Here is a 12,417-nt window from a genome sequence, read left to right as displayed (position 1 = left end):
GATGAGCGCCATATTCGGTATAATCAATAAGACCGGCCAGCCGGTAGACCATACAACTAAGGAACGGATCAGCCATGCCATGCAACACCGCGCTATAGATGGCCTGCATGCATGGGGGAAAAGTAACGTGTTCATTGGCCAGTGTACCCTGCGACTATTGACTGGCGATACCTACATGATGCCTTTAATTGCGGAAGATGTTATTATCGCTGCAGATGTCCAATTCGACAACAGGCATTACCTGTTGCGGCAGACTGGTATGCAGGATGAGGTATCAGACGAACTGTTATTGTTACACGCTTATCGCAAATGGGGAAGTAATTGCGTGCAGCACCTGGAAGGGGAGTTCGTATTCTGTATATGGGATAAGCGACAGCAGCAGTTGCTGATCGCTACAGATCATATGGGATGCCGGGCCCTGTATTATTATGATTCCCCGGAGCTATTCATTTTCAGTTCTGAACAAAAAGGCGTACTGGCCGTCAAACCCGGTCCGCATGTATTCAATGAAGAAAGCCTGATCGAATATTATTTCCGCCAGTCAGATCCTGCTATTACTTACACGAAAGGCGTGTATGCGCTATGCGCTGGTAATAGACTCATGCTGGATAATAATATTGTCAATATTAAAAAGTACTGGACGCCGGCTCCCGGCAAATATCATTTTAAGCAATTCAATGAATGGACCGCCTGTCTGCAGGATCTGCTAAGGGCGGCGGTCAGGAACAGGATCCGGACGGACAGGCCGGTGGGCATTACGCTGAGCGGGGGACTGGATTCTTCCTCTGTGGCATGTATACTGGCTCCGCTGCTGGCTGAGATAAACAAGCCGTTGTATGCTTTTTCATCCGTATTGCAGGAAGATGCGGAGGGGGAGGACGAGCGAAAGTATATTGATATTATCGGGAGGGTCTGTCCCAATATCATACAGACATATATACACGCAGAAGATAGCGGACCGTTCCAGGATACATTGTATGCATTTGAAAGAGACGAAGTATTTCCCAATGTGTTTTACTATATGGATCATGCCATCCTGGAAGCAGCCCGGAGTAAAGGTATCGGTGTTCTCTTTACCGGCTATGGAGGCGATCACTGGGTATCCTGGAAAGGGAACCCTGTTATATATAACCTGATTAAAAAAGGCGCCCTGGGCAGTGCCTGGCGTTTATTAAAGACCTTTTCAAAGACAGAAGGGAAGAGCCTCTGGCCGCTTGTGAAAAGGGAATATATCAGTCATACACCCTGGTATAAAAAAAGGAATAAGGCCCCATCCAATTATATTGGTCTTGGTCTGCAGGATGATTTCTACAGGAAATACCGGGACACACTGGTTTTCGGATCTATACAGAACATTACAGCTTCTATGCTCAGGAATATCAGCAGCGGGCGTACGGGATTATTTCCCTCCATGCTGGCTAATCGCAATGAGGCATATGGGATGCGTTCAGCCGTTCCCTTATTGAGTAAAAATGTGCTGGAGTTTATGATGGATGTGCCTCATCAATTGTTTGTGCATGGGGGCTATAAACGAAGCCTGCTGCGGCATGCCATGGAGGGTGTGTTGCCTCCGGAGGTACAGTGGAGAACTGATAAAGGGATGTATTCACCTGATTTTTTCAGTCGTATTGAAAACAATAGAAAGAATGTAACAGCTGTTCTTGCGTCAAATGATTATGATACCGGCTTCAGATATTATCTGTGCCGGGATAGTTTACAGGCCTGCGTTAGTAAGGATGAACTGGCTATGATCAGAATGACACAGGGAGTAATCAGTAGTGTGGTAGTGGCTGCTTTAGAAAAAAAGGGATATGTTTTTGATAATAATTTTTCTTAACTTACAGTTACTCATATATTATAAACTGTAGCTCCGAACTCAAAATTCCAAACTCCAAATTCAAATATCCAGACATGAAAAACGAGCAAATGCAATCCAAGCCCAATTGGGAAACTCCAGGTATGACAATCCTTGCAGTGAACGAAGTTACTTTAGGTGGCGGTGCCGCAGGTACTGACTTCGGTTCTGAAATCAGCGCTCCCTGATCAGGCGCCCAGTCTGGCGCCATGGTTTAGTCCGTATATACTTGTATGATAGGATGGCAGGTAGCCGTCATGCATATACAGCATATTGGATTTAATACTTTTGCCGCCGGCACATGCAATGTACAACCCATCTCCCCGGACCATCATGGTACCTGGTGGATGGGCTGTCTGCAATTCTGTTACCATGCCATCCATCAGCTTTACTTCCTGTCCCTGAAAGACAGTAAGCGCTCCTTTATTCCAGGGATTGCAAGCCCTGATAAGGTTACATATTTCTATTGCATCCATTTTATCCCAGTCGATCAGTACATCTTTCAGTTGCGGCCGTTTGTGATAGGCTGCCCGAACACCTGTTGTTGCTACTTCGGGATATGGCGCCAGCTGCTGTATGGCGTTTAAGATAATAGCCACTCCTTCTACACATAACTGACTGCATAACTGTTGAACCATGCCGTAATGGTACTGCGGCAGATTAGCGATACTTCTTGTCCATACCACCTTTCCTGCATCAAAGCGGGGCGACAGCTCATGAATAGTAAAACCCAGTGTAGGCTGTCCCGTTTTCAGTTGCCAGAACGCAGGTGATGGTCCGCGGAAGGAGGGAAGCGGGCCGGGATGAATATTAAAAGCAGGTATGCCATTAAAGCGGGGTACATCCAGCAGATAGCGGTACCCATATACAAATACTGTGTCCGGTTTTACATCTTCCAGCCATTGATATACATCGTCTGCCTGATTTATTTCCTGCGTGAGATGCAGTCTGGTGGCCTGTATAAAACCTGTTACTTTCTGGTTGGCGATCATATCCTCTGAAGGGGCATAAAAGATACACACCTGCAAACCCTGGTTTGCAAGTGTGTATGCCATTGGAATAAACTGATCGCTGTTGGAGATAATTCCTATACGCATGCTGTTTACTCAAAAAGAAGAAGGATAAATACCTTCTGTAGCGATGATATAATTGATGACCACATAGGGCATCTGATTGTCGTGTGGTTGTGTGCCGCCGGAAGGGTTTATTGTGCCCGGGTCCAGTAAGGCGTTGGGAACGGTCGTGCCTCCTGCAGGTAATGGCAGGGTCGTGTACAGGTTTACGTCAGGATATGCTGTAGGCCCTGTATTGTTGTTGCCGTTGCTGACGCCGAGCAGATTATTGGTAGGATCGCCGGTTGTAGCGGTGGTATTGGTAGCAACAAGGTTGTGGGTATGCGAGGGTATATTGGTTTGCAGCAGTGTTACATTGGGAGTACCTGCCGCCTGTCCCAGCATATAGGTTTGCGAACCGCCGGAGGGAGATATCTGCCCTGTGCCTACTGCAATTCTTTGTCGCAGGTCGGGCAATCCAAACGTAGTCTGTCCGTCGCCGCCATACTGTGTACCCAGCAGTGTAAACAATGCTTCATACTGACTGATGGCGAGCAGGGCGCCATTGCAGAGCTGCCATCCTACAGGAGCGAAGTTGCCGGCAAATATCCTGATCTCGCCTAAATAATTATCCATATAAGAGCTTTAGATGTTTTCAAATAGCGTTTATGATCTTGATGGGTAGATGCCCTGTGTTGCAATGCAGAAGTTCAAGGCGAGGTAGGGCATCCTGTTGGTGTGAGGCTGGCTGCCACCGGTATTGGTAATGCAGGGAGCCATGTTCACCAGCGGGCCACCGGCTGGAGCAAACAGGTTAACAGTGCCTGTGTTCTGCCCGGGTTGAGAAGGGCTGGTAGGCGTATTTGGATTAGCGAAATAATTGGTGTTAGGACTACCTGTGTCGTACGATGTATTTGCGCTCACCAGGTGAGTATGTGCAGGCAGATTGGGAGTAGTGAGTGTAACCGTTTCAGTACCGGCCGCCTGGCCGATCTGATAGCTGCTACCGCTTTTACTGGTGCCGGTACCGACGATTGTTCTGCCGTTCAGGTTAGGCAGCATGAAAGTAGTGGTACCGTTGCCACCGTAGTAGACACCCAGCAGGGAGAACAATGCCTGGTTCTGCGCGATAGGCAGTGTTTGTCCGCTGCAGACTACCCATCCCCTGGGGATCTGTGTATAAGGGAATAACCGGATCTCTCCGAGATAATTTTCCATAATGATTTGAGATAAGATAAGGTAAAAAAATAAGGTTTAAAGATCAGGGTCTTTGAGGGAAGACACCTTCTGAACAGACACAATAGGTCATTGACAAATAAGGATCCATGTTTGCATGTGGTGTACTGCTGCCGGCTACGCCTATTGTCTGCGGGTTCAGTGTGATATTCCCTTTGTTGTTGGAATAGACCACAATGCCTTTATTGGCAGTAATAGAATAGCCATTGGTCAGATAGGCGTTGCTGCCGGGTTGTGAAATAGCGGCGGCTGTTTGCGGCTGACTTGTACGGACCACCGCTTCTACATTGTGCATGTGTGCGGGCATGGTGTTCGTCGTTAAAGTAACGGTTTCCGAGCCGCCCGTACTGCCGGGCGTATTATAGCCTGGCTGCATAAGATTAATGCCCAGCGCCGCTACGCCGCGGAGGTCGGGGACTGCAAAGTTCGTAGTGCCGTTACCGCCGTACTGGATGCCCAGTATGGCAAACAACGCGGAATTGCTTTGGATGGGATAGACCGCACCATTACAGGGCAGCCATCCCCGGGGGGTAAAATTGAAAGCAAAGGCTCTGATTTCGCCGATATAACCATCTGCCATAAGTGTGGAGTTTTGGGTGAAATAATAAACATTACGAAATGAGAATACGGAATGGGTAAGAGGAGTGGTATAAAAAGTTTTTCATGAATCTGGCGTTATTCAGGGGAACATTCTTTTATTCAGTGAGTGGAACATTACATGACTCGTATTACCTAAATTAGGAAGGGTTGGGATAAAATAAAAATGCAGGGGAAAATAAAAGTCTTTTTATTGTCCTTTAAATTCGGTATAATAAGTAGGTATGGATTGCCTTTGCCGTTGTTTTGTTACCTTTGGTAGTAGATAAGAAATCCTATCTGCAATACGAGAATGCAATGGGAAATGATTGTCCTCCACTTTCTTGGTGTTTTAGTGATGGGCATCATAACAGAAAAAGAGGGATATAGTGAATTTATCTTCTGATCAGTTTCCGTATTTATTCCTCGCCGGGATGATCCTGGAAATCTACAAAGTCTTCGATAGCCCCTTTGGTTTCTTCATCCAGTAAAGGATGTTTTAATAAGGCATGCATCTTTTCGGTCAACGCCTTGTGCTCAAGATAACGCTGATCTGCATTCGTAAGCCGGTTCAGCATCCAAACCGTCAAGGGTGTGGGGATCCTGTCCAGTGATGCAAACAGGTAGTCATGGTAAATATCATGGAAGGATTCCAGTGTATGCGCTAACGGTCCCGGAGATCCATAATCGAGATGAGGATATTTTTCAATGAGCCGGAAGATAGGTTCTATGGCTTTTTCCCTGTCGGGATGATGTTTCAGATCCTCCATCAGGTCGTAGAAATATGAGATGTTCTCATCGTCGGAGCGCCCATTGGGCTCGAAGGAAGAAAGCGCGTGGATAATCTCATCGGTAGTCAACATAGCGTGAAAGGGTTTAAATGTGAATGTATGAGGTATACCCGGATTGTTACCGGGTTTACAAACAGGCAGTCCGCACAGGCGGGCTGAAAGGCTAAAAATAATGTAATCCGCTGAGAGCACCTTTCAGCGGTGTACTAAAGGATACCCCCGGTAACAGACAGCATAAAGTGTTCCGGAAATTATAAAGCGATCACTTTATCTCCTTTTGTAAAACGGGTATCTTTCACTGCTCCCGGACCGTCAAAGCGGTATTGTACGCCTACGATATCCGAAGGTTCGTATTCCCCGGTGAATGCAGTCGCTTCCTCACCGTCTACGAGTATCCGGATATGTTTGTCTTTCGCTTCCACTTTTAATGGTACCCATTGGTTCATATCCCGGCCAAACTTTGAGAGGTCGGTATTTTTGCTTTCCATGAATTTTCCGCCGGCATAGAGGTTGAGGTCCCCTACGCAACCTTTCGCACATATGGGAATAATAAATACGTCATTCTTGCAGAGGATCAATATCTGTACCCGCTGACAGGCAGCGGAACCCTGGTTAAAATTGCTCTTTATGGTTGTTTCAAAGCTGAAATTGTCTGTACGCAGGTTGCCCATGTCCTGTACGTTATAGAAGCGCAGACTGGGAACTGTGGGTTGTAAGGAGATGTTATAGGCTTCCATGGTAGCCTTATCGACTTCTACGTTGTGTCCCTTCAGGAATTCTTTCTGCTTGAAATATACCGGTACATCATCCTGTTCTATTGCTGCCAGCCAGCCGTTGGAGCTGATCATGAGGTCATGTTCTTTCACGATCTGTTTGCCTACGATCAGTTTTGCCCGGAAATAACCCGGATGATAGTAGATGGAGGAGTACTCCCGTTTATCTTTCGGGACAGCAAATTTCCGGCTGATATCCCATGACTGCGAGATAAATACCGTGTCATCACCGGCAGCCCTGGCATCGTATTTAAAGATCACAGAATTGGGTACGCCTGCCAGGACGGTTTTATTGCTACTGAACTGATATGCTGCAGGGTCCATGGAGGCCTGCTTCGAGCGCCCGTTGGATAACAGCGTTACATAGAGTATGATGGCTAATGATAAGAGACCTAGTACCCAATACGGCCATTTGCGGGAGCGGCTTACCTTGCCTTTTGCAGATGCAGCACCGCTACCGGAAACTTCTTCGGGTTTGCCTGTAAGGGCAATGCCGCCTGCCTCACTGGTTAAGGTGGCGGCTGACTGTGAGGTAGTCAGTAATTGTTCCCCGATCGCCTTACCATTGTCATTGTTTATGCTGGTGATATTAGTCACACCGGTGGTCTGATCTGCGGCGGAAGGTTGTGTAACAAGGCTGTTATTCCCGGCAGATATTTTGCGCCTGAAATTGCCCCAGTCCTCGTACCCTGCATATTGCGCCAATGTATTTAAAGTGGTGATGGCAGGGGTATTGGTGTAGGATAATTTCCCCCAAAGCCGTTTTAATGTTGTAACGCTTAGTACAACACCAGTTGCCTCATGGATGGCTTCACTCAGTTTTTCAAAATCGTAGCTGCTCCACTCGCTGTTCGTTCCCCGGTCAAACCGTATTTCCGCCAGCTTCAGGCATCGCTGTATGTAATCTGTTTCTAAATTGTTTTCCATTTGATAATGAGTTTGTTAGCTTTCTGCACAGACTTGCACCAACTTGAACTCCCGCTGAATTGCCATCAAGTTACTTATTATTCAGTTTTGCCCCATTATCATTTGAAAACTTAAAACAACAGACCATGTACAAGACATTCACCCTCCTTAGCCTGCTCCTGTTTTCCATACACCTGATGGCACAGCAGAAAGACGGAAAACGTCCCGGCAAATCCATGTCAACACCTGCTACTATTACTGTAGCCATGACAGCAGATAACTGGGATATCGCTCCCACTGTAGCGGAGCTCACCACCTGGCGCTCCGTTCCGGCGTTGAAAGGCCTGGGAGGAAAAGGATCGGCAGTACTTAAGGATGTTGATTTTACAGACGGTACCATTGAATATGATATGGAGCCTGTTGAAAACGGCTTTGCCACCATTTTCTTTAGACAGGCTTCTCCTGAAGAAAGAGAGTGCTTTTACTTCCGCACCTATGTTGCCGGTAATGATGCTGCGATAGACGCTATTCAGTATGCGCCTTACATCGCGAGTGTCAACATGTGGGATATGCTTCCTTATTACCAGGGAAATGCCAGTTTCCAGCGCGAAAAATGGAATCATGTCAAGCTGGTGATCTCCGGTAAACAGATGTGGGTGTATGTCAACGATATGTCCCGCCCGGCACTGAAAGTTCCCCACCTGGAAGGTAATTCAACACATGGCAGTATCTCCTTTGAAGGAAAGGGCGCTATCTTTTCTAACCTGGTGATCAAACCCGGACAGACAGAAGGGCTTTCTCCACTGGAAGGTCCTGATCCTACCGACAATGATCCCCGTTATCTCAGGGAGTGGAAGGTGAGTCAGCCTGTTGACACGAAGGATGTTGACTTCAGTAATAGTTTTATGCCTGGTAAAGATGCCGCCTGGGAAGGCATTTGGGCAGAGAGAAGAGGATTGGTGGATCTGACGAGGAAGTTCGGCCCAAGCAGGGAGCGCCGTATTGTATGGCTGAAGGCTAACATTCATACGATGAAGGAGCAGTCACGCAAATTGAACCTGGGCTTCAGTGATGAAGTATGGGTGTTCATCAACGGAAAGTATGTATATGTAGATAAGAACCTGTATGGTCAGCCATTGTCTAAGTTCCCTGATGGGCGTTGTTCTATTGAGAATTCTTCTTTTAGTGTTCCGCTGAAGGAAGGGGATAATGAATTGCTGATCGGGGTGGCGAATAGCTTTTTTGGATGGGGGATTGTGGCGAGGTTGGATGAATATTGATGCAAATATCCGACGGGTGTGCCCGGGGGGAAACATCCCGGGGCCACACCCCATCTCCGTACCGGTTCCGGGGTTGCACCCATCCCCCGGGCCCCCCGGGTTTAAAAACCCCGGGCTACAAACAATGGGACTCCTGGCGGAGTCCTATTATGTTTTGTTAATGGTGTTTGGGATAGATGGAGAATGATATCGTTCTATTTGTCGCCGGTGGCGGAGGATATGTACAATGGCATGTTCCATCATCTGTTCTATGTCGTATGACTGGCCCCAGCGGGCGGCAATTTTCTTTTCCTGTTCTAATTGTTCCAGTTCGCTGTCTTTGATATCCCTGAATACCGTCTCTGTAAACTGAAAGGCTTCCGTCAGATCTCTGACATAGTCTTTGACGGTAGTATGAAAGGTCTTCTCGGGCCGCACCATCTGATAGCCGTAATAATGCATAATGTAAATGGCATAGCTGTAAGCAGAGCTGACTACATGCGATAGTATGGTCTGTATTGAACGGCAATTTTCATCAGTAGTTACTGTGTCTATAATAGTGACCAGGTCTTTATCTGAAATATCTGCAATAAGGTTTTGCAGTTCAGTGATCGCTTTTTCATATTCATCAAGCAATGCGCCCTTCGCTCCTTGTCTGTATACTTTAACCATGTGTAGTATTTATATATTAATAAAATTATGCTATAATCTTGGAATTCAGTTATAATTGAGTACTTTCATATTTTTTCTGCCTACTTCTGACACTTTATAACAGATGCAAATGCAAAACTTCGTAGCACTACCAACAGAAGGATCCGAGGCACAAAAAGTATTGCAGGAGCTGCTGGATCAGCCGGATCAGCTGCTTTTACTGATACTGGGGGACGATGACGTAGCAGATGAAGCCACGGATACCGCTAATTTTATCCGTTCACGTATAGGAAAGAACGGGGTCAGCATGTTCGATATAGTGGTATTCGTAAAGGTAACTGCCCCAATGACTATTCTACCATTGCTGAAAACACTGAAGATCCATGAGCGGGTAACGCTTGCGGATTATAACGATTTTGTACTCCTTTCTATTTCTCCGTTCAGGAATATTATTTCTGAAGGCGTTACCAAAGCCCGTTTTATGAAGGGCAGCGGCAGTATGAATACTGCTGTGATGCTGGCTTTTGCCAATGGATGATCCTCCCGTTTTACCTTAATGCGAAATATAATATGCGACTCTTTATATTGCCATGTGCTATCCTGTTCCTGTTGTGTACTGTGTGTCCTGTCTTTTCCCAATCCATCATTAAGGTCAGGGAAATTGATCAGAATAATAAACCATACGATGATAAAGCGAATGCCGACATCAATAGCCGGCTGACAGTTCTCTTTGATCGTGCGGCCTTTATCAGGAAAGTAAATACCTCCGGTATGGGTAGTCCTTTACCTGCTGATGCTGTAAGCCTGCTCAATGTCCTCTACGATGCTACGCAGAAAGTAGACGGATGGTCGAAAGGAATGGAGGATGCGATTAAGAACTATGTCAGGGGGGATAAAGCCAGCCTGAACACGTTCATACAACGTACTTCTGCTATTACGAACGAAATTGCCGCACTCTTTGACCGTGATCAGCAAACCCGTGATTATTTCGAAGCCTTTTTTAATGGCCATGAAGAATATTTTGGTGACGACAGCAAGACCTGGGAAGGCCTTTTATATGCGCTCAATAAAAGGCTCGCTGATCTTGATGCGCAATTGTCTCAAAGCCCTGTCTACAATGACGTCCGCGTCCAGATCGGTGGATGGCTGATGCACAATAACCAGCCGTCGCCCCTGCACTTCAATGGTCTTGACGAGAATCCGCTGGGAGAATATTATGAAGTGGAGCGCTGGAAGTTTACGCTTACAGATGCACAGGCAGCGCAGCTGGAAGATATTCAGAAATGGGTGAAGAATAGTCAGCAGCGGGAACTGAATGTGGATGAAATATTACGCGGTGAGTATGTAAGACAGTTCACTGGCATCCTGGAGCAAAGACTAAAGACCGATTTTGAAGATTTTAAGAAAGAAGGGGAGAAGGTGCTGGCTACCTTACAGGATCAGCAGATTGTTACTGATGTAAAGAAGATACTGGCGCAGGGTGACCAGATAAAAACACTGCTGACAGAGAAGGTGAAATATTATCAGGCGATTTCGAATAATACACTGCCTGCTGATGGCATTGCTTTTATATCACGCCTGCAGACCGATGTCACTACCATCAATGGTGAGTTCAGTGAAATGAAAGCACTGCTCACCGCTTTCCAGTCGCATGTTCCGGCTGCCACTGCTGAAGTAAGAACGCAATGTGCTAATCTGATAACAATGGCTGGTGGTAAGGTCACAGAACTGGCTAACCTGCTGATACCGGATGACCTGTTGCGTTTTGGTCAGGAACGCAGACGTCTTGAGGGACTGGCCTTGAGTTTTTCTGATAAAGTGTATTCGCTGGCATTAGGAGACATACCATCTGAAGCAACTACCGATCTCTTATATGCCGGTTTCCGCCAGGCGGGCGACAGGGTAGTGATCAAAATGGTGGTGACCAATACCAGCACCAAAAAGAGTCTGTTGGAAGAAACGCATAGCGTGACATTATACCGCATTCTGCCTCACCTGGAAGCCACGGTAGGGGTTATTTTTGCGCATCCGCTCACTGCTACCAAAATAGAAAAGGATGTGCAGATGGCGCCTTATTACAATGTGCTGTTCAAAGGTATTTTTGGTATGAGCCAGCAATGGAAAAGGAATTCCTCATTACCTAATAATCTGTTGGACCTGAACTTTGGTCTGCATGTTTCTTCACCTGATTTTGATAAGGATGATGTGCCGGAACTGGGGCTTGGCGTAGTAGCGTCTGCATTGAAGGATTATCTGCAGGTAGGATGGGCGTATAATCTTTTCCAGGGAGCGAACTATGTGTTCATCGGTTTCAGACTGCCAATACCTACCATGAACCTTGGAGGAGGCAGTAATGGCAGCGCTGCTGTGAAATAGCTGTCAATACCATGGATATGGTTAACCTGGCCGGGATATTTGCCTGATCACTAAATGTCGCTTTCCATATGTGAATTGGTGTAATGAAGTGATGCCAAAACTGGCATGACTAATGCGGGTATTTTGTTTCACCAATAAACCTATTCTTATGGCTAAAACAGGCCCCATTCTAATATTGGAAGATGATCAGGACGACCGGGAGATCTATGAGACAATAATGGCTTCGCTGGGTGTTAAAAATGAGATCAGGTTCTTTGAAGGAGGGGACGACCTGCTTCGCTATTTACAGGTAACGCGTGAACAACCATTTATTATTCTGTCTGATATCAACCTTCCCCGGATGACCGGTCTCGAATTGAGACGGCAGATAGATGCTGACGAGTTCCTGAGAAGAAAGAGTATTCCTTTTGTTTTCCTGAGTACTGTCGAATCAAAAGAGGTGGTTGAGGAAGTGTATGAATTAACCGTGCAAGGTTATTTTGTCAAAAAGAATGTAATGAGTGAGGTGGAGAGACAGGTGAAGCAGATATTGGATTACTGGCGGGATTGTAAACATCCTAATGCGTGATGTTTGGGGGGGATTAATCCCGGGGCGCACCCGGGGCATCCGGCTACCCCACCCGCGGTTGCACGCCGTCCCCGGGTTGCACGCCGTCCCCGGGGTTTAAAAACCCCGGGCTACAAACAACGGGACTCCTAGGGAGTCCTATTGTCGCGGATGATTTAATGCGAATGATTCAATTCGAATTCCCGGGTTGCACCACAGGCTACAAACAACTGGGTTGCACCCGGATACAAACAACGGGGTTACAACCCATTACAAACAACGGGACTCCTACGGAGTCCTATTGTCGCGGATGATTTAATGCGAATGATTCAATTCGAATTCCGGGGGGACCACAGGCTACAAACAACGGGGTTACAACCCGTTACAAACAACGG

13 protein-coding genes are annotated in these 12,417 nt (G+C 46.7%); 6 read left to right on the top strand and 7 right to left on the bottom strand.

Annotation, left to right across the window (positions count from 1 at the left end; all coding sequences use genetic code 11):
- Window position 1: 1 nt before the first annotated feature.
- Window positions 2-1,837: an asparagine synthase-related protein gene (locus BLR32_RS09925; RefSeq protein WP_089831142.1), complete on the top strand. Its 1,836-nt coding sequence runs from the start codon at window positions 2-4 to the stop codon at window positions 1,835-1,837.
- A 74-nt stretch (window positions 1,838-1,911) separates the two neighbouring features.
- Window positions 1,912-2,043 carry a hypothetical protein gene (locus BLR32_RS34485; protein ID WP_262487407.1) on the top strand — a complete coding sequence of 44 codons (132 nt, stop codon included), beginning with the start codon at window positions 1,912-1,914 and terminating at the stop codon, window positions 2,041-2,043.
- Here BLR32_RS34485 and BLR32_RS09920 read toward each other — a convergent pair whose 3' ends face one another.
- The 6 genes from BLR32_RS09920 to BLR32_RS09895 form a co-directional block, all read right to left on the bottom strand.
- Window positions 2,044-2,952: a methionyl-tRNA formyltransferase gene (locus BLR32_RS09920; RefSeq protein WP_089831141.1), complete on the bottom strand. Its 909-nt coding sequence runs from the start codon at window positions 2,950-2,952 to the stop codon at window positions 2,044-2,046.
- A 9-nt stretch (window positions 2,953-2,961) separates the two neighbouring features.
- Window positions 2,962-3,543: a phage tail protein gene (locus BLR32_RS09915; RefSeq protein ID WP_089831139.1), complete on the bottom strand. Its 582-nt coding sequence runs from the start codon at window positions 3,541-3,543 to the stop codon at window positions 2,962-2,964.
- Between the two features lie 30 nt (window positions 3,544-3,573).
- Window positions 3,574-4,125, bottom strand: coding sequence for a phage tail protein (locus BLR32_RS09910; protein ID WP_089831137.1), 552 nt, complete (start codon window positions 4,123-4,125; stop codon window positions 3,574-3,576).
- Between the two features lie 43 nt (window positions 4,126-4,168).
- Window positions 4,169-4,723 carry a phage tail protein gene (locus BLR32_RS09905; protein ID WP_089831135.1) on the bottom strand — a complete coding sequence of 185 codons (555 nt, stop codon included), beginning with the start codon at window positions 4,721-4,723 and terminating at the stop codon, window positions 4,169-4,171.
- 415 nt (window positions 4,724-5,138) lie between these two features.
- Window positions 5,139-5,582: a hypothetical protein gene (locus BLR32_RS09900; protein ID WP_089831133.1), complete on the bottom strand. Its 444-nt coding sequence runs from the start codon at window positions 5,580-5,582 to the stop codon at window positions 5,139-5,141.
- A gap of 179 nt (window positions 5,583-5,761) precedes the next feature.
- On the bottom strand, window positions 5,762-7,210 hold the full coding sequence (locus BLR32_RS09895; RefSeq protein ID WP_089831131.1) for a hypothetical protein: 1,449 nt from the start codon (window positions 7,208-7,210) through the stop codon (window positions 5,762-5,764).
- A gap of 125 nt (window positions 7,211-7,335) precedes the next feature.
- Here BLR32_RS09895 and BLR32_RS09890 point away from each other — a divergent pair, with 125 nt between their 5' ends.
- Entirely contained in the window at window positions 7,336-8,469 is a 1,134-nt protein-coding gene (locus BLR32_RS09890; RefSeq protein WP_089831129.1) for a hypothetical protein, read from the top strand.
- Window positions 8,470-8,616: 147 nt separating this feature from the next.
- Here BLR32_RS09890 and BLR32_RS09885 read toward each other — a convergent pair whose 3' ends face one another.
- The gene (locus BLR32_RS09885; RefSeq protein WP_089831127.1) at window positions 8,617-9,120 is read right to left on the bottom strand and encodes a DinB family protein; all 504 of its coding nucleotides are present in this window, start codon (window positions 9,118-9,120) and stop codon (window positions 8,617-8,619) included.
- 109 nt (window positions 9,121-9,229) lie between these two features.
- Here BLR32_RS09885 and BLR32_RS09880 point away from each other — a divergent pair, with 109 nt between their 5' ends.
- The 3 genes from BLR32_RS09880 (at window position 9,230) to BLR32_RS09870 (ending at window position 12,043) form a co-directional block, all read left to right on the top strand.
- A complete protein-coding gene (locus BLR32_RS09880; protein WP_089831124.1) occupies window positions 9,230-9,637 on the top strand; it encodes a hypothetical protein in 408 nt (135 codons plus the stop codon).
- Between the two features lie 32 nt (window positions 9,638-9,669).
- Window positions 9,670-11,475, top strand: a complete 1,806-nt coding sequence (locus BLR32_RS09875; RefSeq protein ID WP_143011419.1) for a hypothetical protein — start codon at window positions 9,670-9,672, stop codon at window positions 11,473-11,475.
- A 148-nt stretch (window positions 11,476-11,623) separates the two neighbouring features.
- A complete protein-coding gene (locus BLR32_RS09870; protein ID WP_089831122.1) occupies window positions 11,624-12,043 on the top strand; it encodes a response regulator in 420 nt (139 codons plus the stop codon).
- The last annotated feature ends 374 nt before the right edge of the window (window positions 12,044-12,417 follow it).

Source organism: Chitinophaga filiformis (genome assembly GCF_900102545.1).
GTDB classification, from domain to species: Bacteria; Bacteroidota; Bacteroidia; order Chitinophagales; family Chitinophagaceae; genus Chitinophaga; species Chitinophaga filiformis.
This window is presented reverse-complemented; position numbering and strand designations above follow the sequence as displayed.